The sequence below is a fragment of the Stenotrophomonas indicatrix genome (assembly GCF_002750975.1).
Classification (GTDB): domain Bacteria; phylum Pseudomonadota; class Gammaproteobacteria; order Xanthomonadales; family Xanthomonadaceae; genus Stenotrophomonas; species Stenotrophomonas indicatrix.
Genome location: NZ_PEJS01000001.1, coordinates 1,876,650 through 1,902,872 on the forward strand (window position 1 = coordinate 1,876,650; position 26,223 = coordinate 1,902,872).

A 26,223-nucleotide genomic window follows, 5' to 3' on the forward strand; every position below is an offset into this window, starting at 1 on the left:
TCAGTCACGGTTGGTCTCCACGGTGAACCCGGCCTTCGCGCGGATGTCGGCGCTGGAGCTGCCCACCCATGCCTCGTACGCGCCCGCCGGCACGGCATAGCCCCCGCGCGCGTCGTCATAGTGGCGCAGGGCCTGCTGCGCTTCCAGGTCGAACACCACGGTGCGCCGCTCGCCTGCGGCCAGGTGCACACGCTGGAAGCCGCGCAATGTCTGGCGTGCGTCGCCAGGCCCGGCCTGCAGCCGTCGCACATACAGCTGGACCACTTCGTCGCCGGCGCGCTTGCCCGTGTTGGCGATCTCGACCTGCACCTTGAGTGTCCCGTCGTTGGCGATGCGCGTTGAATCGAGCTGCAGCCTGCCGTAGTCGAAGCGGGTGTACGACAGCCCGTGCCCGAACGGATACAGCGGGGTACCGAGGAAGTAGCGGTAGGTGCGTCCTTCCATCGTGTAGTCGTCAAAGGCCGGCATCGCCTCGTCCGCCTTGTAGAAGGTCACCGGCAGGCGCCCGCCCGGATTGACGTCACCGAACAGCGCCTGGCCGACGGCAGTGCCGCCGCGTTGCCCGGGATACCAGCTCATCAGGATGGCGGACAGATTCTGCTGCGCCCAGTCCACCGCCATGGCAGAGCCGCCGGTGAGGACCATCACCACCGGTTTGCCGGTGGCATGCAGCGCTTCCAGCAGCGAGCGCTGGGGCGCGGGCAGGCGCAGGTCGGTACGGTCACCGCCAGCGAAGCCCGGGTAGTTGACCTTCATCTCTTCGCCTTCGACGTCGCCGGTGAGGCCGCCCACGAACACCACCACATCGGCGTTGCGCGCGGCCTCCAGCGCCGCTTCGAACGGCGGCTTGGCACCGGGCATGCGCCACCCCAGGCGGACGCCGGCATCGCGCTCGGCGTCGAAGTACTCAAGCCTCAGGTCATAGGCGCGGCCGGCCTGCAGGTCCAGTTCCACGCCATCGCCGTGCAGGCGATCACTGTTGGCCCAGTGGTCGAGCACCCGCTTGCCGTCCACGTAGAGGCGGAAACCATCGTCGGCGGCCGCCTCGATCCGGTAGCGCCCCGAGACGGGCGGCAGCAACTGGCCAGTCCAGCGGATGCTGAAACCATCGCTGGGGATGCCCTGCCCCGGTGCGGCTTCACCACGGGCCAGCAGGTTGTCGGTCGGGGAGCCCCGATCCCAGCGGAATCCGATCTGGGCATCGGTGCGGACCAGGGCCGGAGTGCCGGAAAGATCGGCGGTACGGAAGTACTCGCCGCGCAGCCCGCGCTCCGGGGAGTCAGCCGACGGGCGCAGGTAGGTCGCTTCGATCAAGGGTGTAGCGCTGGGATCGTCGCGCCCTTCAACCAGGTCCACGCCGCGTGCGTAGCTCACCTCGATTCCCTTGGCGGCATCGCGGATGCCCTGCAGGAGGGTGACCGGCGCGGCCGGGGTGCCGAAGTAGTTGCCGAGCAGTGCCATGGTGTCATCGGCCGTGGGGCCGATCACGGCGATGCGCTTCAGGTTGCGGGACAGCGGCAGCACGCCATCGTTCTTCAGCAGCACCAGCGATTCCTGGGCGGCCTTCAGGGCCAGCGCATCATGCGCCGGAGCCTGGTTGACCGACGCGGGAATCTGCGCCCAGCGCACGCGCTCGGGTGGGTCGAACATGCCCAGCCGCATCCGCGCGGCAAACAGGCGGGTCACCGCATCGTCGATCTCCGCCTCGCTGATCAGGCCCTGCCGTACTGCCGCCGGCAGCGTGGCGTACTCCTGGCCGCACTCCAGTTCGGTGCCGTTGCGGACCGCCAACGCGGCAGCCGCCTCGCGGCTGGGAACGATCCGGTGATGTTTCCAGATGTCGACGATGGCCCAGCAGTCGGACACCACGTAGCCCTTGAAGCCCCAGTCACGGCGCAGCACGTCGCGCAGCAGGAACCGGCTGGCGCTGGCGGACTCGCCGTACACCCGGTTGTAGGCGCCCATCACCGCGTCCACCTGCCCCTCTTTCACCAGCGCCTCGAACGCGGGCAGGTAGGTGTCGTACAGGTCGCGCTTGCTCGGGCGCGCATCGAAGTGGTGGCGGTCGGCCTCGGGGCCACTGTGCACGGCCAGGTGCTTGGCGGTGGCGTCGAGCTTGCGGTACACCGGGTCATCGCCCTGCAGGCCGTGCACGAAGGCCACGCCCATGCGGGCGGTGAGGTACGGGTCCTCGCCGTAGGTTTCCTGGCCACGGCCCCATCGCGGGTCGCGGAAGATGTTGATGTTCGGCGACCAGTAGGTCAGCCCCTGGTAGCGGCCATGCGAACCTTCACGGAGGAACTGGTGATGCTTGGCACGGGCTTCGTCGCTGATGGTGCTGGCCACCTGCCCCATCAGCGGCACATCGAAGGTGGCCGCCAGGCCGATGGCCTGCGGAAACACGGTGGCCTGCCCTGCCCGCGCCACGCCATGCAGGCCTTCGTTCCACCAGTCGTAGGCGGGAACGCCCAGGCGCTCGATCGCGGGCGCGGCGTTCTGCATCTGCGCTGCCTTCTCCTCCAGGGTCATCCGTGCGACCAGGGCAGCGGCGCGGTTTTCGAAGCTGGCCGAGGTGTCGAGCCAGGGCGCGGGCTCGGCTGCGTAACCCGTGCCCGCCAGCGCGATGGCAGCGCACAGGGCCAGCGTGCGGAAGATGGGAGTGCGCGTCATCATTTGCTCCTCAATGCACGCTCGTCGCGCGCGAATGGTCCCAGCAGGGCGCCGACGAAGCCGCCTGCACGATCCGTACTCAACACCGTTCCGTCCACGTCATCGGCCAGTGTCTGCCAGCCACGCCCGTCGCCGCTGTCGAAGGCGAACGCATAGCGGCCTTCGTCACCGGCGATCTTCAGGCGCAGCGACGTCGCTGCCGTTGCCTGGCGCGTTGCCAGGGTGCGGGTGACACCGCCGCCGTCGCGCGCTTCCAGGAAGACCGCCACGCGCTCACCGCCGAGGCTGCGCACGCCAAGGAAATACCAGTGGGTCTCGCTCTGGAAAGCTGCCAGGCCTGCGGCCACGTCCGCCGCCGGCCGGGTCATGGCCGTGCTGGATTCGAAGCGCAGGTGCTGCTGGCGCCGGCCGAGGAACGCGGGGTTGCGCAGCGTGTCCAGGTTCTCCGCCAGCGGATGGATGGCCAAGGCCCCCGGTCGCTCGCGCAGGTCCGCCCACGACTGCCTGGGGATGCGCACGCGCAGCCAGCCGCTGCCGAGTGCCGGCGCATCGAATTCGTCACGATCGGTGAAATTGCCGGTGGACGGCGCCTGCGACGCTTCGCCCTGCATCCAGGAGGGCGCTCTGGCCGCATACGGAATGACCTGGTTGGCCGGCAGGATCACCGGCCAGCCGTCACGCCATTGCACCGGCAGCAGATAGGTCTCGCGCCCGGTGTTGTAGTGGCGCGTGTCGTAGTTGCGGCTGGCAAGGAACACCGCCCACCATGAGCCGTCCGGCCCCTCCACCAGATCCGCATGTCCGGCATTGGTGATCGGCAACGGCCTGTCGGCAGGCAGGTCACGCTGGGTGAGAATCGGATTGCCCGCATACGGCACGTAGGGCCCCCACACATCACGGCTGCGCAGCACCACCTGCGAATGTTGCGGCCCGGTGCCGCCTTCCGCGTCGGAGAGGTAGTACCAGCCATCGCGTTGGTAGATGTGCGGCCCCTCGATCCAGATCGGGTTCCTGGCCGGCTCCACCCCGCCGTCGATCAACACCTTGCGAGGGCCTACCGGGGTGAAGGTCGCCAGATCCATCTGCTGCATCCAGATGGCACGGTGGCCCTCGTAACGTGGCGGGCCGGGCGGTACATCGTTGTTGAGCAGATACACGGTGCCGTCGCTGTCGAAGAACAATGACGGATCGATCCCATCGATGCCAGGCAGCCAGTGCGGGTCGGACCAGGGACCGGCAGGATCACGGGCGGTAGCGATGAAGTTGCCGCCGCTGTCGACGGCCGTGGTGACCACGTAGAACATGCCGTGGTGGTAACTGATGGCCGGTGCGAAGATGCCGCGCGACACGCCCAGTCCGTCGAAGTCCAGCTGCGACGGTCGGTCGATCACATTGCCGATCTGCTTCCAGTGCACCAGGTCCACGCTTTCGAACACCGGGATGCCCGGGAAGTAGGTGAAGCTGGAATTGACCAGATAGAAGCGCCCGTTTGCGGCGACGATGCTGGGGTCGGCATGGAACCCGGCAAGGATCGGGTTGCGATAGTGCCCGGCCGGCAACGGCGCATCGAAGGCCGCGTCGCGACCGCTGTACTCGAACCAGTCGAAGTAGACCGGCGGCGCGGGCGGCGCTGCCCACGCCTGCGGCAGGAACGACATCAACATGAGTACTGGAGCCAGCAGCAGACGCATCAGGGAACCTCCGCAGGGGTGATGGAAAGCTCGAACGGGCCGGCGGGCGCCCCACTGCTGTCGCGCAGGGTGCACACCGGGCCATCGGCCCAGCAGTAGCGCACGCGCCCGCCCGCGTAAGCCAGTGGGCTGCGCAGCACGACGTCGTGCCCGTGCAGCACCGCGTCGGCGTAGCGGCAGTGGTGCGCATCGGCGTCGCACAGCTCGAAGCCGATGGGGCCGTTCGCGCCGGTCGTGACCAAGGTGCCGGTGACCCCGTTGAAGCGGATACGCACGCCGGCGCGCGTGGCCGATGCCGTGTGTGCAGTTGGGCCGGCGGGCGCCAGGCTGCGCTCGCCATAGACCACATGGCGCGCTGCCCGCGCCAGCCGCCGGCCCAGTTCCTGCTTGTTCGGCGGGTGGATGTCGTAGGCATCGCCGATGTCGATGGCCACGGCCAGCCCGGTGCGCGGGTCTTCCGCCGCAGCGAGCCGCTGCGCCTCGCGCACCTGCGCCCAGCCACTTTCAACCGGCGCCACGGGTGGCTGGCCATAGCCGGCCAGCTGCACCAGCAGCAGCGGCGTGTGCGCGCCGAACCGCCCCCGCCAGTCGTCGCGCAGGCTGCGCAGGCGTGCGAGGTATGCCGTTGCGTCGCCGGTGTTGGATTCACCCTGGTACCACGGCATGCCGCGCAGGCCATAGGCACCCAGCGGCGCGATCATGCCGTTGTACAGCGTCGACAGTCCCGTGGCGGCGTGCCACGGTGCCAGCGGCGGCGCCTGTGCGCCGGGCGCCACCCGGTACTGCCAGCGGGCATCCAGCTCGATGCGCGTACCGTCATCCAGGCCGATGGCGTGCGCGCTCGCGGGCCCTGCAAGGCCACCCTCACCGTAGGTGTCCAGCACATTGATCACCACGGTGTTGGCGCCGGCTTTCAGCAAGCCGGCTGGCAGCGCATAGGTTCGCCGCTCGCCCGCACCGTACTGGCTGCCCACGGCCACGCCGTTCACCCAGGTCATGTCCGTCTCGTCGATGGGGCCGAGCTCAAGCTGTGCGCGCTTGGCGGCCTGGTCGGCGCTCAGTGTCACCTGGGTGCGGTACCAGACCATGCCGTTGTAGCCGGCCAGCGCTGGCACACCCCAGCGCTCCCACGCCCCGAGCGTGGCGGGTGCGCGTTGCCATCCACGGCTGTCGTTGCCTGGCTGCCAGGGTGCATCGGCGGCGACGGCATCGGCGCGTGTTGTCCACCAGTGTTGCCACTGCTGGCCCCAACGTTCGTTTGCCGCCGCCGGATCACGCGCGTACAGCGCGAGCACGTCAAGCGCTGGGCCCAGGCCACCCTGCATGCGCAGGGCATCGCTGCTGGTCCAGGCCTCGATACGCGAGCCGCCCCACGCTGCCTGGATCAGCCCCATCGGAACGTCGACGCTCTTGCGCAGTTCACGCGCAAAGTAGAAACACGCGGCGGAAAAGTCACGCACGGTGTCCGGTGAGGCGGGGCGCCATGCCACAGACGCGGGAAAATCACTCTGTGGTGAAACCGCCGCCGCCTTCGGCACGGTGAACAGGCGGATCCCCGGTTCCGTGGCGGAGGCGATCTCGCTGCCTGCATCGAGCGCGCGCCACACCGGAAGCTCCATGTTCGACTGCCCGGAACACAACCAGACATCGCCGATCTGCACGTCGCGCACGATCTGGCTGGCATGCCCGGACCGGACCGACATTTCGTAAGGTCCGCCGGCTGCGGCAGGCGGTAGCGTTGCGTGCCAGCGGCCATCGCCAGCCGCGTGCGTGCTGACAGTGCGCCCTGCAAACGCCACGGAAACCGAGGCGCCAGGCGTGGCCTGGCCCCATACCGGAATCGGCCGGTCACGCTGCAGCACGGCGTGATCCTGGAACAGCGGATGCAGCAGCGCCATCGTTGATTCCTGTGCCGCTGCACGCGTGGCGCAGCCGCCCATGGCAACCAGCAGCAGCCATCCCACCCACGACGTCGGCTTCATCGGCCATCTCCTGGCGCGGAGGGAAACTGCAGGGCCTGGTACCAGGCCAGCGGATGCGGCGGCGCGGGTTCGCCTGCGGGCAACGGTCTGCCGCTCACCGACTGGAAGTACGCCACGCTGGCATCGCGCCACCACTGTGCTTCGCGCTGCTGGATACGCAGGAAGGCCGTGACCTGCGCATGCCGTTGCGCATCCACCTTGCCCTGCAGCCCCGCCCAGGTGGCCTGCATGCCCTGCACCTGCCGTACCCCCCGCGAGTAGCGCCCGACCAGTTCGTCCCACAGCGTCCGCCCAGAGGCCATGCGGTGACCCCACGGCACGTGGTGGAACCACAGCAGCAGCGGCTCCGGAACCCGCGCCAGGTCGCCATACTGCTCGGCCACGCCGGGGGAATACTGGGCCACGGCGTTGCTGCCGCGTGCGGTGCGGTCGAAGCCGATGCCGTTGTGATCCGCACGGTGGTAGTACACCGACGTCCAGTCCGCGCGCGGGCCGCCATCGACCCATGGACCGGGACCATAGTGGTGCCCCCGCGCCATCAGATGGTGCAGGCCCAGCGGCGTCATGTAGTTCACCGCAGCCTCGCGCGAGGCCATCATCATCCCGACGATGGGCCGCACCACGCCGGGATCGGCCGAGAACGTCAGCGCCGCCCAGTCCGCCGCGATGTCCTGGGCCGATTGCCGCGGATCCCACGCAAGACGGCCGAAGGCGTACCAGTTGGCCTGGTCGAAGTGCGATCCACTCCAGGTGCGGTCGGTGCCGATGTTGGCGACCCCGGCCATGCCGGCCAGGGACTGCGCCACGGTGGCCTCCTTGCCGCGTGTGCGGGTGTCGGCCCGCAGCACTTCCTCGTACAACGGCCCCAGGTAAACCAGATGCGTGGCAAAGCCCAGGTACTCCTTGGTGATCTGCACTTCCATCACCAGCGGCGTGCGCGGCATGGCCCCGAACAGCGGATGGAACGGCTCACGCGGCTGGAAGTCGATGGGCCCGTTCTTCACCTGCAGCACCACGTTCGGGCGGAACGCACCCTCCAGGCCGGCGAATTCGCTGTAGGCCTGCGTGGCGCGGTCCGCAGGAACGTCGTGCGCATAGACGAAGGCGCGCCACATCACCAGGCCGCCGTGCGGGGCCAGCGCATCGGCCAGCAGGTTGGCGCCGTCGGCGTGCGAGCGGCCGTAGTCCTGCGGGCCGGGCTGCCCTTCCGAATTGGCCTTCACCAGGAAGCCACCGAAATCGGGAATGCGCGCGTAGATCTGGTCGGCTTTGTCGCGCCACCAGCGTTGCACGGCCGGGTCGAGCGGATCGGCGGTGTCGAGCCCGCCCAGCTCGATGGGTGCGCTGAAGCGTGCACTCAGGTAGACACGGATGCCATACGGCCGGAACAGATCGGCCAGTGTCGCCGCTTTGTCGAGATAGTCCGGCGCAAGACTCTGTGCGTTTGCATTCACGTTGTTGAGCACGGTGCCGTTGATGCCTACGGATGCGTTGGCGCGTGCATAGTCGGTGTAGCGCGGGTCGCGCCACTCCGGCAACGTCTGCCAGTCCCACAGTGAACGGCCTGCGTAGCCACGTTCGACATGGCCATCCAGGTTGTCCCAGTGATTGAGCACGCGCAGCCGGAGCCGTGGCGATTGACGCACATCGAGAGCGTCCAGTGCCGCGCCCGTCTGCAGCAGCCGCAGCAGGTGGAACACCCCGTACAGCACGCCGATATCCCGCGGTGCGGCGACCAGCAGCGCATCGCGCCCGCCTACCCGTGTGCGCTTGAGCAGGTAGCCTTCCTCGCCCAGCGGCTGCATCTGCGCACGCAACGGCGCGATCAACGCCGACGACTGCGGCGTACCCAGCACCAGCATGGGGCCGGTGGCTGCCGTACCTGCCAACTGCGGAGCGCTGCCGAGCAGCCCGGCCAGTCCACGCTGCAGTTCATCGCGCGCGGCGCGCTGCGTGGCTGTGTGATCAGGGGCCACCACCTGCCCCAGGCGGGTGCGGTAGTCGGCAGCGAGGGCCGGTTCGAGCGGAACGTAGCGCATCCACAGGGCATGGCCGTCCTCTGCGCGCGCGTCGCCCATGCAGGCCAGCAGCGCCAGCAGCGCCAGCAGCGCCAGCACGGCAGCGAACATCCAATGACACCGCTCGCCATCCGGACCGGACCGTTGGACGGCCGGCAAACCTTGTAAGCTCCGAACGTGCGCGGGCTTCGGCAGCGTCACAGAGAAGAACGGGAGCGCGTATTGGACAAGCCGAAGAAATCGGTCCGCCGCAAAACCAGTGGCGTGACGATCGACGAGGTGGCGGCCCTGGCCGGAGTGTCGCCGATGACGGTGTCGCGGGCGATCAACCAGGGCAAGGTGCGCGACGTCACCCGCGAGCGCGTGATGCGCGCAGTGCGTGAACTGGGCTATACGCCCAACCTCGCCGCCAGTTCGCTGGCCGCCGCGCAGCACACGCGTATTGCACTGATCTACACCGACCCCAGCGGTGCCTACCTGCGCGAACTGCTGGTCGGCCTGCTGCGCGTAGCGTCCAACGCTGCCATCCAGCTGGTCATCGACTACTGGGACGAGCCGGGCCCCGCGGCCCAGCGCAAGGCCGCGCGTGCCCTGGCCGGGCGGGTGGACGGCGTCATCCTGCCGCCGCCGCTGTGCGAATCGAAGCCCGTGGTGACCGAGCTGGTCAAGGCCGGCATCCCGGTGGTGGCTATCGCGCCGGGTCACCTCGGCAATGACATTTCCTGCGTGCGCATCGATGACTTCCACGCCGGCAGGGAATTGGCTGAACACCTGATCCAGCAGGGCCACCGCCGCATCGGCTTCATCTGCGGGCGCACCGACCTCAGTGCCAGCGCGCGGCGCTATGACGGCTTTGTCAGCGCGCTGCACGACGCCGGGCTGGAGGTCGACCCCGCCCTGGTCGAACAGGGCGACTACACCTACCGCTCCGGGCTGGCCGCTGCCGAGAAACTGCTGTGCCAGCCCAGGCCGCCCACCGCAATCCTGGCCAGCAACGACGATATGGGCGCGGCGGCGATCTCCGTCGCGCACCGGCGTGGCCTGGAGGTGCCCCGCGACCTGTCGGTGGTGGGCTTCGATGACAGCTCCGCCGCCACGACGGTCTGGCCCGAGCTCACCACCATCCATCAGCCCATCGCCTCGATGGCCGATGCCGCCATCGAGATCCTGCTGCGCACCATCCGCCGCCGCAGCGAGGGCGTGCGCGTGTTGACCGACCACGTGGTGCCGCACCGGCTGGTGGTGCGCGATTCGGTCACGCGCCCACCCGGTTCCCGATAGCGCAGGACGCAGCGTCACGGTCACGCGCCTGCGCCTGCGCACCCGATGCTGGTCTCCGCCTCGTTCAGGGCGCCCAGCGCGACACGTGACACCGACAGTGTCATCGCCCCCGCCGTTCCGATCGACCACGGGCGATCCAGCTTGCCGACGTCCGCACCTGCGGTTGCAAGGCACTTCAGCGGCACGCCCACGCGCGTCCATTGGCCCACCGGCAGTTTTGCCAGCGTCGGCGTGAGCGCAATGCGGGCCGAGCAGCCCGTGCCGCAGTCCACCGCCAACCAGGCCTCGCCACGGGGTGCAGACTCCACCCGCAACGTGGTCAGCAGCATCAGGTCGCCGTTGCTTTCGCGCTGCAGGTCCAGTGCCGTGTGTGACTGCAGCGCGGCAACTGCCTCAGCCTTGCCCGACCAGGCCAGGCGGCGGCCGTCTTCCTGTGCCAGGTGGTCTACGCCGGTGACCTTGAGCAGATCGCCCTCCAGGGCCTCCGGCACGTTGGTGACCGTGACGCCCTGCCCCGTGCTGTTCTGCAGGCGCAGGGCCATGCCTGAACCGGCTTCGCCGCGCGCGAAGAAGACGCCGGCGGCACCTTCATTGCCAGTTACCCCGGAGACTTCCGGCAGCGCCGCCAGATCGCCGTTGTCGGCGTAGGACAGGCCGAAGCCGAAGGCGAACTGCGGGTTGTAATCCTTCTGCCCCACATTGTTGGCGTACTGCGTCGCCGTGCGCGGCCAGCTGAAGCTCAACCTGCCCTTGAAATCGTGCTGCACGCTGCCATCAGGCCTGCGCAGCAGCACGTCGGCAACGCCAGCACCTTCCGAACCGGGCAGCCACGCCGCCACGAACGCATCAGCGGCGTTGATCTCGCGGTTGACCCACAGCGGGCGTCCGCTCAGGAACACGGCCACCACCGGAATGCCGTCGGCCTTCAGCCGCTTGATCAGGTCAAGGTCGGCATCGTCCCCCGGCTTGTAGGCCAGCGTCGGCAGATCGCCCTGGAACTCGGCATACGGGCTCTCGCCGAATACCACCACGGCCACATCCGGCTTCGTTACATATTTCCCATCGACCGCCAGCACTGCCTCGCCACCCGCGGCCGACGCCTGCTGGGCGATGCCCTCATAGATCGTGTCCGCATTGGGGAAGTCCTTGCGGGTCGTGCCGGTGCCCTGCCAGTTCAGCGTCCAGCCGCCGGCCTGCTTGCCCACGTCGTTGGCACCGTCACCGGCCACCAGGATCCGTTGCTTGGGCGACAGTGGCAACACGCCCCCCTGGTTCTTCAGCAGTACCAGCGATTCGCGCACCGCCTGCCGTGCAAGCGCACGATGCTCCGGTGCGCCGATGAGGGCGAACTGGCCGCCGACCGCACGTGTGGACGGCTTGCCGGCCTCGAACAGACCCAGCCGCATCTTGACGCGCAGGATCCGGCGCACCGCCTCGTCCAGCCGTTGCTGGCTGATGGTGTCGTTCTTCACGGCGGCCAGCGTGGTCTCGTAGAAGCCCTTCCAGCTGTCCGAGGCCATGGCCATGTCCAGGCCCGCATTGATGGTGGCCGGGCAATCGGTGGTCGTGCAGCCCTTGACCTGCCCGTGGCCGTTCCAGTCGCCCACCACGAACCCACCGAAGTGCATGCGGCCCTTCAACGCATCGGTCAGGTACTGCCTGTGACCATGCATTTTTTCGCCGTTGACGCTGTTGAAGGAGGCCATGACGGTCTGCGCGCCTGCAGCGATCGCCGGCGGATACCCGGCCGCGTGGATGCGCACCAGGTCCGCTTCGCTGATCCGTGTATCCCCCTGGTCCTTGCCATCGGTAGTGCCACCGTCGCCGAGGAAGTGCTTCACCGAGGCGATCACATGACGACCATCGAGGAACGCGGGCGTACCCACTTTGCCCTGCAGCCCTTCGACCATTGCACCGGCATAGCTGGCCACCACCTCGGGCGATTCGGAATAGCCCTCATAGGTGCGCCCCCAGCGGTCGTCCTGCGGTACCGCCACGGTTGGTGCGAACGCCCACTCCATCCCGGTCGCACGGGTCTCCAGCGCGGTCACCTCGCCGATCCGGCGCAGCAGATCCGGGTTGCGGGCCGCGCCCAGGCCGATGTTGTGCGGGAACAGCGTCGCGCCGATGATGTTGCTCTGCCCGTGCACGGCATCGATGCCGAACAGCACCGGAATCGCTTTGCCGCCGGTGGAGGTGTCCATCGACGCCGCGTAGAACGCATCGGCCAGCGCCAGCCATTCGGCCGGCGCGGCATCGTAACGGCCACCGGGATCGGAATTGCCACCGGCCAGGACCGAGCCCAACCGATAGCGGCGCACGTCCTCGGGCGTGATGCTGGCGATATCTCCCTGCACCAGCTGGCCGACCTTTTCCTCCACCGTCATGGTGGCCATCAGGTCGGTGATGCGCTTTTCCAGCGCGGGGTCCTCGGCCAGTGGCCAGGCGACCTGCGGCCACGGGTCCGGCGTCGCGGCTGCAGTTGCGGCAACGTTTTCATCCTTGCCGCAGGCCGCCAGTGCCAGCAGCAGCGTGGTCAGCAGCACGCCAGCGTGGGCGCGGCCAACGTGTCGATGGGTCATCGCGTTCATCCTTCCATCTGCTCCAGTTCCTTGCCCTTGGTTTCGTGCACGTACCTGAGCACGAAGAACACCGAAATGACCGCCGCCACCAGGTAGATGCTGTACGTGGCTGCCAGCCCGGTGGCGGCCAGCAGAATCGGGAAGGTCACGGTGACGGCGAAATTGGCGGTCCACTGCGCCGCACCGGCCACCGCCAGGCCCGAACCGCGGATCTGGTTGGGGAACATCTCGCCCAGCATCACCCACATCACCGGGCCCCACGAGATGTTGAAGAACACGACATAGGCATTGGCCGCCACCAGCGCCAGCGTGCCCATGCCCGCAGGCAGCTGCAGGTGCGTATCGACCAGCGAGCCACTGGCGAATGCGGCCACCAGCAGTGCCAGTGACACCGCCATGCCGGCCGAGCCAACCCACAGCAATGGCTTGCGCCCGATGCGATCGATCAGCAGCACGGTGACGATGCAGGCGCCGATGCTGAGCGCACCGGACAGCACGTTGATCAGCAGCGCGTCGTTCTCGGAGAAGCCGACGGCCTGCCAGAGCACGGCACCGTAGTAGAACACCACGTTGATGCCGACCAGCTGCTGGAAGGTGGCCAGGCCGATGCCGACCCAGACAATCGGGCGGATCCTGCCGGTGGCCTTGTTGCGCAGGTCCGACAGCCGCGGCCGATGGTGGTCGCTCGACAGCGAAGCGTCGATCTCGGCAAGCTTCGCCTGCGCCTCGACACCGCCGTACAGCCGCGCAAGCACCTGCAGCGCCTCGTCCTTGCGGCGCTTCACCATCAGGTAGCGCGGGCTTTCCGGAATGGTCAGCAGCAGTGCCAGGAACAGCAGCGAGGGCACGACCTGCATCCAGAACATCCAGCGCCACGCTGCGTGCCCGCCCCACAGTGCCTCGGTGGACGCACCGGCGGTGGCCGCCAGCAGATAGTTGGACAGGAACGCGACGGTCAGCCCGCTGATGATGGCGATCTGCTGGACCGTGGCGAGCCGGCCACGGTAGCGCGCCGGCGCGACTTCGGCGATGTAGGCCGGGGAGATGACACTGGCGGCCCCCACCGCAAAGCCCCCCAACACCCGCGCGACGATGAACATCGCCGAGGAGGATGCGGCGCCGGCACCGATCGCCGACAGCAGGAACAACACTGCCGAGACGATCAGCACGTTGCGGCGGCCGAGACGGTCGGCCAGCCGGCCGGCGCTGAAGGCACCCACGGCGCAGCCCAGCAACATCGAGGCGATCTCGAACCCCTGCATCCACTCGCCGGATCTGAACGCCTGGTGCAGGCCGTCCTGGGTGCCGTTGATCACGCCGCTGTCGAACCCGAACAGGAATCCGCCAATCGTCGCCACCACGCTGATCAATACGATCAGCCGGGTGTTCTCTCCACCGCTCATTGCCTGCTGCATTGCCGTGCCCCTCCCCGGTTCGGTGTCATCGATGCGAGCCGCTGTGCTCAACGCAGCAGGTACTGGTTGATCAGGTTCTCGTAGCGCTCCTGCTTGCCGCTGATCTGCCTGGGCTCGCCGCCCTTGGCACCCAGCGCAGCCAACTCTGCGAGACTGAGCGCGCCGCCCGCGAAGTCCTTGCCGGCACCACTGTCGAAGCTGGCGTAACGCTCCTTGCGCCACTGCTCCAGCGGCGAGTCGTTCAGCAGCGCATGGGCCACTTCCAGCCCGCGGGCGAAGGCATCCATGCCGCCGACATGGGCAATGAACAGATCTTCCAGGTCGGTCGATTCACGGCGCACCTTGGCGTCGAAGTTCAAGCCGCCTTCCAGCCCACCCTGGCGCAGCACCACCAGCATCGCGCCCACGGTGTCGTACAGGTCGGTGGGGAACTGGTCGGTATCCCAGCCGTTCTGGGCGTTGCCGCGGTTGGCGTCGATGCTGCCGAGCAGGCCGTGGTCCGAGGCGACCTGCAGATCGTGTTCGAAGGTGTGGCCGGACAGCGTCGCGTGGTTGGCCTCGATGTTGAGCTTGAAATCCTTGTCCAGGCCATGTTCCTTCAGGAACCCCACCACGGTGGCGCTGTCGAAGTCGTACTGGTGCTTCATCGGTTCCATCGGCTTGGGCTCGATCAGGAAGTTGCCCTTCAGGCCGATGCTGCGGCCATGGTCGCGCGCCATGGTCAGGAACCGCGCGAGGTGGTCGACTTCGCGCTTCATCTGGGTATTGGCCAGCGCGGCATAGCCTTCGCGGCCGCCCCAGAACACGTAATGCTCGCCGCCCAGTTCAACGGTGGCCTCCAGCGCCGCCTTTACCTGCACGGCGGCACGCGCCACCACTGCGAAATCCGGGTTGGTGGACGCACCGTTCATGTAGCGCGGGTGCGAGAACAGGTTGGCCGTGCCCCACAGCAGCTTCATGCCGGTTGCATCCTGACGCGCCTTGGCCAGGCCCACCATGTGCTTCAGGTTCTTTTCGTACTGCCCGACATCCTCGGCGTCCGGCGCCAGGTCGATATCGTGGAAGCACCAGTACGGCACGCCCAGCTTGGTGAAGAACTCGAATGCCGCGTCCACCTTCGCCTCGGCGGTGGCCATCGGCGAGCCGGCCTCCCAGGGGAAATGACGGGTACCCGGACCGAACGGATCGTGCCCGGCATTGCAGAAGGTGTGCCAGTAACAGACTGCAAAGCGCAGATGTTCCTGCATGGTCCTGCCGCCGATGACCTTGTCCGCGTCGTAGACCTTGAACGCGAGCGGGTTGTCCGAGCCCCGGCCTTCGAAGGGAATGCGGCCGATGCCGGGGAAGTATTCCTTGGCGCCGATGAAAGGTTGCGTGCTCATGGTGCGTCTTCCTGTCGTTGTGCGAGGTGTCGCGGAAAGGAGATCAGCCGCGGTACAGCGGCGTGATGGCGTCGAGATGTCGGAGGAAACGGGCGTAGGCCGTGGCGTAGGCTTCGGCGCGTGCGGGGTCCGGGCGTGCCGAACGCAGCGGGTCAAGCGCAACGTGGCGGTCGGCGACGTCGGCGATGGAGGCGGCATCGCCGCGGCCGTGGCCCAACGCCCACAGGGCCTGCAATGCCGCACCGAATGCCGCGCCTTCGGACTGGGCCGGCACGTCCACCGGCAGGCCGAACACATCGGCCACCAGTTGCCGCCACTGCGCGCTGTTGCTGCCGCCGCCGGTCAGCACGATGCGTTCGAACTGCATGCCCGCGCCGACGAATGCGTCGTAGCCATACTTCAGGGCGTAGGTGGCCCCTTCCATGGCCGCGCGGTAGATGTGCGCCGGCGTCATGTTGGTCGTGTCCAGGCCCGCCAGCAACCCCTTGCCCTGCGGCAGGTCCGGCGTGCGTTCGCCGTTGAGGAACGGCAGCATCACCAGGCCGTCGGCACCGGGCGGCGTGGCCTGCAGGTGCCGGTCGCCCTCGCGGCTGCTGAAGCCGAAGGCGTCGGCGACCTGTCCGGTCACTACGGTGCAGTTCATCGTGCAGATCAGCGGCAGCCAGCCGCCGGTCGACGAGCAGAACGCGGCCCAAGCCCCGCCCGGGTCGACCACGGGCGTGTCCGAGAAGGCAAACAGGGTGCCGGACGTACCCAGGCTCATCACCAGGCGACCGGGTACGACGCAGCCGGTACCCACGGCCGCCATCATGTTGTCGCCACCGCCGACGGCCACCTTCACCGATGCGGGAAGGCCCAACGCCTCCGCCGCGGCGGGGGTGATGCCGAACATCTCTTCGGTTGCGGCGATGCGTGGCAGGCAGTCGGCGAGATCGCGCTGCGGATCGGTCGCGTGCAGCAGCTCGGGCGACCAGGTTCGGGTGCGCACATCCAGCCAGCCGGTGCCCGACGCATCGCCGTATTCGCAGAAGCGCTCGCCGGTCAACACGAAATTGAGATAGTCGTGCGGCAGCAGGATGGTGGCAAGCCGCGCGTAGGCGTCGGGCCGGTGCGTTTTCGTCCACGGCAGCTTGGAGGCGGTGTAACCGGCAAGCACCGGGTTGCCGGCCAACTCGATGGTGCGCGCCGTGCCGCCTGCGGCGTCCATGATCTGCACGCATTCGGCCGAGGTGCTGGTGTCGCACCACAGCTTGGCCGGTGCCAGCACCTCCCCGGCCGCATCGACCGGCACGAACCCATGCTGCTGTCCTGAGACTGCCAGCGCGGCAATCCGGGAGCGCACCGCCGGATCGATCGCAGCAAAGCAGGCGTGCAGTGCCGTCACCCAATCGGCCGGCCGCTGTTCCCGGCTGCCGTCTGCAGCGCTGGTCAGCTGCAATGGCGCGCTGGCGCTGGCCACGAGACAGCGCCCTTCAGGGTCGTAGACGACCACCTTCAGGCTTTGCGTACCAGCGTCGACTCCCGCAACCAATTCCATTCACTGCACCCCGTAGTGGTTTGAAGGTAGCGCTACCAATTCGATGCAACAGCGCGCACTGCGGCTACGCCACGGCCCTGCCCCTTTGCCATGCGTCCGGCGCCGCCTTGCAGTAGCGCTCGATGAACTCTGCCTGCGTCGGCATCTTCGCCACCGTTTCCTGCACTGGCTGCCGGATGCGATGCAACAGGGTGCGCAGGTCCGCATCGCCGATGGCCCGCGCAAGCCGGTGCGGCGGTCCGGGCTGGATACCCTGGCCCATCAGGACGCTGGTCCAGGAGTCGACCCGGAACAGCTCGCCAGGGTCCTGCCAGGCATGGGCCCGCTCGCGCCACGCGCGCAGGCGGACCTGCAGCGATTCAGGCAGCGCCATCTCGCGGCAGGCCTTCCACATCGGCTCGTCGCGCTGGTTGGCGTGGTAATGCAGGATGATGAAATCGCGCACGTGCTCCATCTCCTGGCGGCTCACGTCGTTGTAGAGCGCCACCAGCGAAGGGGTGATGCCGTCGGACGGGAACAGCTGGATCAGGCGCACCACGCCGCTGATGGTCAGGTGGATGCTGGTCGATTCCAGCGGCTCGATGAATCCACTGGCCAGCCCGAGCGCCACCACGTTCCTGTTCCAAGCCTGCAACCGGCGCCCGCTGCGGAACGGCACCAGCCACGGATCGCGCAGGGGCTGTCCGTCGACATCACGCAGCAGCTTGGCCTGCGCCTCGTCATCGGACATGTGGCGGCTGGAGAAGACCAGCCCGCAGCCGACCCGGTGCTGCAGCGCGATGTGCCAGCGCCACCCGGCCTCGTGCGCGATGGCACGGGTGTAGGGCACCGGCGGCGCGGGCGAGTCGGTCTGCACGGCAACGGCGCGATCACTGGGCAACCATTCGTTCCAGTCTTCATAGCCGGTATGCAGGGTCTGCTCGGTCAACAGGCCGCGGAAGCCGGTGCAGTCGATGAACAGATCGCCTTCGATGACCTGCCCGTCGTCCAGCACCAGCGACGCAACCGAGCCGTCATGGGGATGCTGGCGGACCTCGCGGATCTTGCCTTCCACCCGCCGCAGGCCGTTTGCTTCGGCCTTGCCGCGCAGGAACCTGGCATAGAGCCCGGCGTCGAAATGGTAGGCGTAGTTGACCTGGGGTTGGGTCTGCAGCGAGAACCTGTCGGCCAGGGAAGCGGCGCTTTCCAGGCAGAAGTCGCCCAACTCGGAGTGCATGCCGCGGCGCAGGCTGTCCAGCCAGAAGTGATGGAACGGCGTGGCCCAGGTGCCCTGCCCGATCGTGCCGAAAGGATGGATGAAGCGTTCACCGGGGCGACGCCAGTTCTCGAACGAGATCGACAGCTTGAACGTGCCGGCGACCGCACGCAGGAACTCCTGCTCATCGATCTGCAGGAAACGGTGGAACGTGCGGATGGGCGGCACGGTGGATTCGCCCACACCCACGGTACCGATCTGCTCGGACTCCACCAGCGTGATGTCCAGCTGTTGGCGGAACTGGTGCGCCAGTGCGCAGCCGGCCAGCCAGCCGGCAGTGCCGCCACCGGCGATCACCACTCTCCGGATCGGCCCTTGTGTAGTGTCCGCAGCGTTCAATGCGATGCTCCCATCAGCGGTTGAGTCGACCCAGCAGCTGGGCGCGCATGCGCCGCGCCTGCGTCTCGTCGAACGGTGCCAGCTCACCCCGGGCTGCTTCGGGCAGGTGTTGCCCTGCCTGCTCGCCGGGACCAAACACGTAGTACTGGAAGATCTTTGCCCACGCCTGCTTCTCGCGCGCCGGTAGATCGCGCAGGGCCCACATCGCATGCTGCAGCGCCGGCAGGGGTGAGCCGAGATAGCCAGGCGCACTGCGCCACCAGTAGTTCACCAGCACGTTGAACGGTTCCAGGCTGCGCACGTGGTGCCACCACAGGCCCGGGATGAAGATGGCATCCCCGGGTTCAAGCGTGGCGGTCTGCGCGCTTGCCAGGGCATCACGGAAGCGCGGATGGCGGTCGAAATCCGGCTGGTCGACATCCACCACGCTGACCACCTGCCCACCCGGGGTGGGCTCCACCGGCCCCGGGTAGAGGTTGTCGATCTGCTCCGGCGGAAACAGGGTGAAGCGGCGCCGGCCCACCGCGCAGCACGCCAGGTTGTCCGGAATGTCGTAATGGCAGGAAGCCGTCACCCGGTTGCCGACCCAGATGCTGGCCGAAGCATCGATGCCCTGCCCCGCCAGTCCGGCGTCGTTGTGCTGGGCGAACCCGGGCAGCGCACGCGCGATCAGCAGCGAAGCGACGTAATAGGTGGGCGGGCTCGGCGAATCGAGGTGGTCGGCGATTGCGTCCAGCACCTCTGTCAGCAGGCCACGCCGGACCTCGAAGTTCAAGCGGGTGAAGTCCGCGTTGTAGAACGGACGCCCTTCGATCTCGGGGCCGCCGAAGGAATAGGGAACAGGCACGCCTGCTTCGAACCCGCGCAGGTAGGCCATGGCCTCCTGCAGGGAACGCGACCCGGCCTGCACCAATGCCCAGTCGCGCGCGATGCCGCGCAGCACCACTGGCTCGCCGGCTGCCACCAGCGCCTGCAGCGGCAGCGCCGTGGAATCCAGGCCTTCCAGTGTGCGCATGGCGACGCCGTCCAGCACCGGTCAGTTCCTGCCGCCCGCGACGGCGGTATTCGCTGCGCGCAGGCGTCGCTGCTTCTCGGCGATCAGGCGGCGCATGTTGTGCAGCGATGCCAGCATCAGATAGGCGCCCTCCAGGTAGCCGGCGCGGTTGAGTTCGGCCAGCGCCGCACCCTCCAGCAGCGCGAGGCGGTCACGGTCGACCGCGTGCAGGCCGTTGACGCCGACCCGATGCTCAGCGTCGATCCGCACATCCAGCGTGATCGGTTGGATCAACCCTTTCGCGTCGAGCGTGGCGAACATGTCCGCGGCAAAGGCATGGCCGTCGTGGATGCCGCGCAGCACCCCGGCGATATGGTCCAGATAGGGCGAGTTACCGCCCTGTGGCAGGAACACCGGCTCGCCGTGCATTGCGGTCACGCGCGGATGATCCAGATCCACGTGCAACACCGCTTCCCGGGTAAGCGCACCATCGATGTGCCCTTCCTGGAAACCGATCAGGAATGGCCCTTTCGCCGCGGCGCCGGGCAGGTAGGAGGCGTTCCAGCGACCGTCCTGCAGGAACAGGTTCTCGTGCTGTTCGAACCCCAGCAGGGCCACCGCCTGCCAGCCGCCCGTGGCGGGGTCCTTGCGCAGGAAGATGGGATATTCACGCTGCAGTTCGGCGAACTCGCTCGGATAGGCCGGCACCATGCCCACCGCGTCGCCGAACTCGGCGCCGAAGCCGGTGGCCACACGCAGGTCCCGATGGGCAATGTTGTTGAGCATTTCGTAACGCGACATGGTGTTGTCCAATCCGTCAGCAGCCTGGAACGGGTGCCGCTGCCGTGGCAGCGGCACCCCACGGTTCAGAACCTGTAACGCACGCCCAGCATGTAACGCGGGCTCTGGTCGGCCAGCTTCACGATCATCTGCGAGGTACGCGAACGCCAGCGCACATCCTCACCGGTCAGGTTGATCGCCTCCAGGCCAAACGACCAGTGGTCATCCAGGGTGTAGTTCACGCTGAGATCCCACTGCTCATACGCCTCCACATAGTACGGATTGCGGCTGGCTCCCTGGTTGGCCAGGATCAGGTACTGGTCACGCCAGTTCCACGCCAGTCGTACCGACCAACCGTACTTCTCGTACATCAGCATCGCATTGGCCGTGTCGCTCAGTCCCGTGAGCGAGAACTGGTCGATGCCCGGGTCGCCTGCGTTGTTGAAGCCCACATCGCCATTGACCAGGGTGTAGTTGGCCAGGACGCCGAAGCCGGTATCGCCGAAGAAGTATTGCCCACCCAGTTCCCAGCCGTGGAGCTTGGCCTTGTTCTGGTTGATGGGACGATTGACGTTGAACTGGTACAGCGGATCACCGGCCGTACCGTACAGGTCGTAGGCTGCTTCAGTGGCCAGCACCTGGGCGTCGGTACCGTTGTAGGCGCCCAACCCGGCGGGATTGTTGCGCAGCAGGGCCAGGGCGGTGAACAGCGAGGTGTCATTGGCCGAGCACGCCGCTGCATTGGCAGCGCCGACCTGTGTGACGCAGGCACCGCTGGTGAGGAACGCCAGCGCCGCCTGCGCATCCGGACCGGCGGTAGGATCGCGCAGGCCGTACAGATTCTCCTGGACAATGGTGTTGCCGACGAAATTGTCGACCGATTTGTTCCAGTAGGTCAGCGAGACGTAGCTCGCATCGGCGAAGTACCACTCCAGCGCCAGATCCAGGTTGTCCGATTCCAGCGGTTTCAGCTGCGGGTTCTGTGCGGTACCGCTGGCCCGCGAGGACGGGTCGATGAGGACCGAGCCGAACGGTTGCTGGGCGGTCGGGCCGGCATACAGGTTGCCGATCGGCGCGCGTGCGATGCTCTTGCCGAATGAGACACGCCCCTTCAGATCCTCACGAAGATCGATGCTGAAGTCCAGATTGGGCAGGATGTAGCTGTAGCTGTTCTTCTCGGTGAACGGCTGTTGTTCGTCGGACAACACCACGCGAAAGTCATTGTTGGATTGCCACTCGATGGCTTCCGGGATGGCGATGTTCGAGGTGGAGACAACGTCGGTGGTTTCATAGCGCACACCCAGGCGGGTATTGGTTCGCATGCCGCCCAGCTCACCATCCAGCTCCACCTGGAAGTAGGCTGACTTCGTCTTCTCTTCCACCAGGTTATCGGCGGCGCGCTGCGGGCTCACGCCGAGATTGGCGCCATAGTTGTCCGCCGCCCACTGCGCGAGGCGACCTGCGTCGCCGCGCCAGGCCGTGAAGCTGTTGGCATTGAAGTCGTTGAACAGCCCGACGATGTTGACCGGCTGCAGCAGGTCCATCAGCCCGTTGGCAACATCCCCGTCAACGTTGGCCACGCCCCAATCGCCCAGGGTGTTGTAATTCTCCGCTGCCTGGATGCGGTGGGTGGTCTGCTTGCTCGAGTCCACGCCAAACTGGAAGCGCCCCTTGTCGAAGCTCCACTCACCGTCGACACGCCCCTGCTTGATCTCGCTGATCTGGGTCTGCGAGTTGATTCGCAATACCTGCGAACCGATCTCGCCCGGCGCGAAGCCCGGATTGACCACGCCATTGGTATTGGCGATGGCGTCGGCCGTGCTCGGGTACCAGACCTGGGTGCCCACCGGCAGGCCGTTGTTGAAGACCATTTCCTGCACCCATGACCCACCGCAATGCGGTCCGGCGGTGCAGTTGTTGGTGCCGGCGATGCTGCTGAAGATGGAGCCGCCACCAGTGAGCGGATCGTTCGGGCGGCTTTCGTTCTTCGAGTTGTGCGCATCGAAGCTGAGCTTGAAGCGGTCGGTCACATTCCAGACCGCGTTCAGGCCGAGCGAACCCAGCTTGTACTTCTGCATGCTGCGCTGCTGCTCAAGGCCGAAGTCCTTGGTGCCGGCGATTTCACGGATGTAGATCGGCGTGGCAACCGCACCACTGGTATCGAATTCGACGTCGGTGTAGTTGCTGTTCTGCAGCCACATGCCCTGCTCGCCACGATTTTCAGTGATCTCGTTGGTCGAATAGGTGTAATCCAGGGTCAAGGTCACCGCATCGGTCGGCGCGAACTGCAGCACGGCCTGGCCGTTGATGCGCTCACGCTCGAATTCGGAGAAGGCATAGCGCAGGTCGTTCGGCCGCGCATACAGCGCACCGATCGCCGGCGCATTGACCACCCTCGGGTTGCCCGGCATCGTGCCGGTCCACGGCTGCACGTTCCAGTAGTTGTCGGTGGCCTGCACCGAACCGCCCTTGCGTTTCTGGTAGCTGGCGCTCACGCCCACGCCGACGGTCTTGTCGGGATTGGTGTAACTGAAGATGCCGGACAGTTCCGGCGTCAGGTCGTCGCCGAACGGCTGGCTGCGGTCGGAGACGGCCTTCGCCCCGGCACTGGCGACGATGCCCTCGTGGTCGAACGGCCGCGAGGTCAGGATGTTGATGGTGGCACCGATGCCACCGCTGGGCACATTGGCCTGGCTGGTCTTGTAGACCTCGATGCCATTGATGGCTTCAGCGGCCAACTGGGCGAAGTTGAAGGCACGGGTGCCGCCGTCGACACCACCGATGGCGACCTGCCCCGACGCACCGAACGCATCGGCGCCGGGCATCTGCCGCCCGTTGAGCGTCACCATGTTGAACTGAGGGCCGAAACCACGCGCCGTTACCTGTGCGCCCTCACCATCACGGCGCTCGATCGAGATGCCGGTGATGCGCTGCAGGGATTCGGCCAGGTTGGTATCGGGGAACTTGCCGATGTCCTCCGCACTGATCGCATCCACCACGCCGGCCGAATCACGCTTGATGTCCATGGCCTGGCTGAGGCTGTTGCGGATGCCGGTGACCTGCACGGTGTCCAGCTGCGTCGGGCTGGGCGGGTTCTGCTGCCCGGCGACGGGTGCCGGTGTTGACGCCTCTTGTGCGAATGCGGGATTGATGACCAGGACGCCACCGACAAAGGTGAACATGGCCCTGGAAGTGAACTTCGCCAGCGTCCGGCTCATCGACGAGCCCTCCGGCCTGGGGTACGACGGAAAGTAGCAGCGCTCATGACTCTCCCCTCTGACATACGATCGAATGGATGTACCGCCCCTCCTGGGGGCACGTACGGGCGACGCCCGTCTTCCACACCGAACATCGCAGTGCGCTTTGCACCCACTGCGACTCAAACTCGCTTTCAGACTTGCCGGAACAGCCGCGCGGTAAAGGGGGGGGGCATCCGCTGGCCTTACACCGGCTCAGTGGTAGCGCTACCATCGCGTCACGGCGCAGACTACTCATCCGCAATCGCGCTTGTCATCATGCAGCGCAGCAAAGGAATCCAGCCTTGAAAAACGGCCATAAAGCGGTCCGTCGAAAAGCAAGCGCCATCACCATCGATGACGTCGCTGCCCATGCCGGTGTTTCCGCCATGACGGTGTCACGCGTCATCAACGGCCATGCCGGGGTACGCGAAGGCAACCGCGAACGCGTCCTGCGCAGCGTACTGGCGCTGGACTACCGGCCCAACCCTGCTGCCTCCGCCCTGGCTGCGGCGCAGCACACCTGCATCGCCCTGATCTACACCAACCCCAGCTCCAGCTACCTGCGCGAACTGCTGGTCGGCGCGCTGCGTGGTTCCACCCGGTCGGCGGCGCAGCTGGTCATCGCTGCCTGGGATGAGCTGGGCACCCCGGCGCGTCGCGAGGCGGCGCGGCAACTCGCCACCACCGTGGCAGGCGTGATTCTTCCGCCGCCGCTGTGTGAATCGAAGGACATCGTCGAGGTATTCGTCAACGCGGGCATTCCCGTCGTCTCCATCGCCTCCAGCCGCTTCAGCGACAGGATCTCCTGCGTGCGCATCGACGACCGCCAGGCCAGCCATGACATGGTGTCGCACCTCATCGCCCACGGTCATACCCGCATCGGCTATATCAAGGGCGACCCGAACCAGACCGCCAGCGCGCACCGCTGGCAGGGCTACCGGGATGCACTGGCCAATGCCGGCATCGGCTACGACGACGCGCTCGTGCAACCCGGCTGCTTCACCTACCGTTCCGGCCTGGAGGCAGCCGAGCGGCTGCTGTCCCAGGGCCCGCCACCCAGTGCGATCTTCGCCAGCAACGATGACATGGCATCGGCGGTTGTTTCAGTAGCCCACCGCCGCGGCCTGCAGGTGCCGGGGGATCTTTCGGTGGTGGGCTTCGACGACACCTCCGCCGCGACAATGGTGTGGCCGGAACTGACCACCATCCATCAGCCGGTCGCAGAGATGGCGGACAACGCGATAGACATCCTGCTGCGGGAAATGCGCCGCCCCGCGTCTTCAAGGCGCGCCACCGTCAACCACGTGCTTGCGCACCAGTTGATCACGCGCGCCTCGGTATCGGCACCGCAGCTGTCCTCTGCAAGCCGGGCATCCCGGATCGCAACGCGGCAAGCCCCGGACATCGATGGACAAGGGGGCTGAAGCACCCGCCGGGTCCCGGCCGGCCTACAGCCGACGCATCATCAGCTGGGCGGAGCCTGGGCACAGTTCACTGAACTGCGTCGACGCAGCGATGAATCCCGGTGCTGCATCACGCGCGACACGCTCATAGCCAAGCTGCTCGAAGAACGGTGCTGCCGTGGTCGTGAGAAGGAACACGGTCCTGCCACCCGCCGCCTTGGCATGCTGCTCCAGTTCCACCACCAGTTGCCGCCCCAGGCCCCTGCCCTGCGACATCGGCTGGATCGCCAACGAGCGCAGGAGCACGACGTCGCGGCTCGACTCATAGCCCACGCAACCGAGCAGCTCTCCATTCAACGACGCTGCCAGAAAGGCGATCGGCCTGCCTGCACGCAGATCCTCCGTAGGCAGGCCGCTGGCCTCCAGCAGGGCCAGCACGTCGGCAGACAACGCTGTCTCCATCACTCGCATGCGGCAGCTCTCGCTTTGGTCCGGCCAGGCGACCTGCAGCGGCGACAGGGGCTCATCGCCCACTCCGCGCGGCGTGGGCGCGGTCGCTGGTGGACGCCGCCTGCTGGCAGGGAAGCGCAGTCTCCAGCGATTCAATGACCAGAGATGCGGCATCCTGATGCAGTCGTTCGGCGGGTAGCTGCCGGATGTGCGAAGACACACGGTCGACCAGTTCATGGGGGAGAATATGTCCCTGGCCACACCACTGCCCTCGGCCTGTATCCGCAACGCCCTGGATGTAGGCGCCCGCGCGGGCGCTCGCCAGGTTCCGGCACTGATCGCCGCTGCAGAATCCGTCTTCACCCCTGCCCTGCAGGAGCTTGGCCAACTCTGCTCCGCTCACGAACCAGGTGCGCGTGACAGGCGCTGTCTGCGCCAGCGCAGATCCGGCCAGCATGCAGAAGCAGACTACAAGGGCGCCGGGCAAGCAGCGTGCTCTCCTGCTGACTGGATCCCTGCGGGTGCCTGTGCTTGTCATCTAGTTCTCCTGGGCCGCATGACCGCGCTCCTGGATACGGTCGAACTGATTGCGTGGAGTGAACTGCGGGTCGTCCGCTCCGTCCAGCATGAGCTCGACCATTGCATCGAAGGTCGCAGCGGTCTCGCCGGCCTGCGCCGGCGTCATGAAGCCCGAATCGCCCTTGCCGGCGAGGTGGACCGCAGCAACCGTCTCCCGCTCACCGTCCTCGGCCCATAGGTAGTCGTGCACCAGTGCCACGCCGTGCTCGCCAGGCTCAAGGAAATCGGCGGCGCCCCGCGCCATCGCCAGAAACACGACCAGGTCATAGAGGTTCTCGGAATACGTCAGTGACCCTGCAACGAAGTCCGCCCCGGCCCGATCGTAGGCCGCAACCCTGATGTTCTCCGCCTGCGCCGATTCCAAGAGGGCGGCCAACGCGGCGCGATTGTCCGCATGCCGGGCCAGCATCGCAGTGCAATCGGAGAGGAATTCACCCAGCTCCACATCACTGGACGCAGCCAGATCGACGCCGCCGGGCAGGCGCCACCGGCCGGCGATGGATCGCCAGTCATTCCACCTCGATGCTGCAGGCACCGGGGCCGCCAACCAGCGTGCAAGACGCTCGCGCGGCAGCTGCAGCCTGAGCAGGGCCGAATAGGGTTCGGACATGGCTCGCGCCCATTCT

Annotated in this window: 17 protein-coding genes; 2 read left to right on the forward strand and 15 right to left on the reverse strand. The window is 67.1% G+C overall.

The features are described from left to right. From CR918_RS08700 to CR918_RS08715, 4 genes are read right to left on the reverse strand one after another with little or no spacing between them, the layout of a single operon-like run. Positions 1-2,673, reverse strand: a complete 2,673-nt coding sequence (locus CR918_RS08700) for a glycoside hydrolase family 3 protein (protein ID WP_099842478.1) — start codon at positions 2,671-2,673, stop codon at positions 1-3. Further along, positions 2,670-4,361 (reverse strand): glycoside hydrolase family 43 protein, encoded by a 1,692-nt coding sequence (locus CR918_RS08705; protein WP_099842479.1) that lies wholly within the window; start codon positions 4,359-4,361, stop codon positions 2,670-2,672. Before CR918_RS08705 ends, CR918_RS08700 begins: the two co-directional genes overlap by 4 nt. Then, positions 4,361-6,343 carry a sialate O-acetylesterase gene (locus CR918_RS08710; protein WP_099842480.1) on the reverse strand — a complete coding sequence of 661 codons (1,983 nt, stop codon included), beginning with the start codon at positions 6,341-6,343 and terminating at the stop codon, positions 4,361-4,363. Before CR918_RS08710 ends, CR918_RS08705 begins: the two co-directional genes overlap by 1 nt. Then, complete coding sequence (locus CR918_RS08715) at positions 6,340-8,472, reverse strand: alpha-glucuronidase family glycosyl hydrolase (protein ID WP_099842481.1); 2,133 nt, start codon at positions 8,470-8,472, stop codon at positions 6,340-6,342. The genes CR918_RS08710 and CR918_RS08715 overlap by 4 nt, the downstream gene beginning before the upstream one ends. A 111-nt stretch (positions 8,473-8,583) precedes the next feature. On the opposite strand from CR918_RS08715, the gene CR918_RS08720 reads away from it, so the two are divergent. Then, a complete protein-coding gene (locus CR918_RS08720; protein WP_032974760.1) occupies positions 8,584-9,642 on the forward strand; it encodes a LacI family DNA-binding transcriptional regulator in 1,059 nt (352 codons plus the stop codon). A gap of 20 nt (positions 9,643-9,662) precedes the next feature. Here CR918_RS08720 and CR918_RS08725 read toward each other — a convergent pair whose 3' ends face one another. From CR918_RS08725 to CR918_RS08760, 8 genes are all read right to left on the reverse strand, one after another. Continuing rightward, positions 9,663-12,224 carry a glycoside hydrolase family 3 N-terminal domain-containing protein gene (locus tag CR918_RS08725; protein WP_415846983.1) on the reverse strand — a complete coding sequence of 854 codons (2,562 nt, stop codon included), beginning with the start codon at positions 12,222-12,224 and terminating at the stop codon, positions 9,663-9,665. Between the two features lie 5 nt (positions 12,225-12,229). Then, positions 12,230-13,639, reverse strand: coding sequence for a sugar porter family MFS transporter (locus tag CR918_RS08730; protein WP_099842483.1), 1,410 nt, complete (start codon positions 13,637-13,639; stop codon positions 12,230-12,232). A 47-nt stretch (positions 13,640-13,686) separates the two neighbouring features. Next, positions 13,687-15,021 (reverse strand): xylose isomerase, encoded by a 1,335-nt coding sequence (gene xylA / locus CR918_RS08735; RefSeq protein ID WP_025877150.1) that lies wholly within the window; start codon positions 15,019-15,021, stop codon positions 13,687-13,689. 43 nt (positions 15,022-15,064) lie between these two features. Next, positions 15,065-16,558, reverse strand: coding sequence for a xylulokinase (gene xylB / locus CR918_RS08740; RefSeq protein WP_099842484.1), 1,494 nt, complete (start codon positions 16,556-16,558; stop codon positions 15,065-15,067). A 64-nt stretch (positions 16,559-16,622) separates the two neighbouring features. Beyond that, a complete protein-coding gene (locus CR918_RS08745) occupies positions 16,623-18,152 on the reverse strand; it encodes a tryptophan halogenase family protein (RefSeq protein WP_099842485.1) in 1,530 nt (509 codons plus the stop codon). A 13-nt stretch (positions 18,153-18,165) separates the two neighbouring features. Then, positions 18,166-19,167, reverse strand: a complete 1,002-nt coding sequence (locus CR918_RS08750) for a cupin-like domain-containing protein (protein WP_415846984.1) — start codon at positions 19,165-19,167, stop codon at positions 18,166-18,168. A gap of 21 nt (positions 19,168-19,188) precedes the next feature. Continuing rightward, positions 19,189-19,947, reverse strand: a complete 759-nt coding sequence (locus CR918_RS08755) for a SapC family protein (protein ID WP_099844301.1) — start codon at positions 19,945-19,947, stop codon at positions 19,189-19,191. Positions 19,948-20,012: 65 nt separating this feature from the next. Further along, on the reverse strand, positions 20,013-23,144 hold the full coding sequence (locus CR918_RS08760; RefSeq protein ID WP_099842487.1) for a TonB-dependent receptor: 3,132 nt from the start codon (positions 23,142-23,144) through the stop codon (positions 20,013-20,015). Between the two features lie 407 nt (positions 23,145-23,551). Here CR918_RS08760 and CR918_RS08765 point away from each other — a divergent pair, with 407 nt between their 5' ends. After that, positions 23,552-24,589, forward strand: a complete 1,038-nt coding sequence (locus tag CR918_RS08765) for a LacI family DNA-binding transcriptional regulator (protein WP_341476904.1) — start codon at positions 23,552-23,554, stop codon at positions 24,587-24,589. A 24-nt stretch (positions 24,590-24,613) separates the two neighbouring features. On the opposite strand, the gene arsN2 is transcribed toward CR918_RS08765, so the two are convergent. From arsN2 to CR918_RS08780, 3 genes are read right to left on the reverse strand one after another with little or no spacing between them, the layout of a single operon-like run. Then, positions 24,614-25,192: an arsenic resistance N-acetyltransferase ArsN2 gene (gene arsN2 / locus CR918_RS08770; protein ID WP_099842489.1), complete on the reverse strand. Its 579-nt coding sequence runs from the start codon at positions 25,190-25,192 to the stop codon at positions 24,614-24,616. Then, positions 25,092-25,556: a Rap1a/Tai family immunity protein gene (locus tag CR918_RS08775; RefSeq protein ID WP_162292039.1), complete on the reverse strand. Its 465-nt coding sequence runs from the start codon at positions 25,554-25,556 to the stop codon at positions 25,092-25,094. Before CR918_RS08775 ends, arsN2 begins: the two co-directional genes overlap by 101 nt. Further along, the gene (locus tag CR918_RS08780) at positions 25,557-26,207 is read right to left on the reverse strand and encodes a hypothetical protein (protein ID WP_099842490.1); all 651 of its coding nucleotides are present in this window, start codon (positions 26,205-26,207) and stop codon (positions 25,557-25,559) included. Positions 26,208-26,223: the final 16 nt, after the last annotated feature.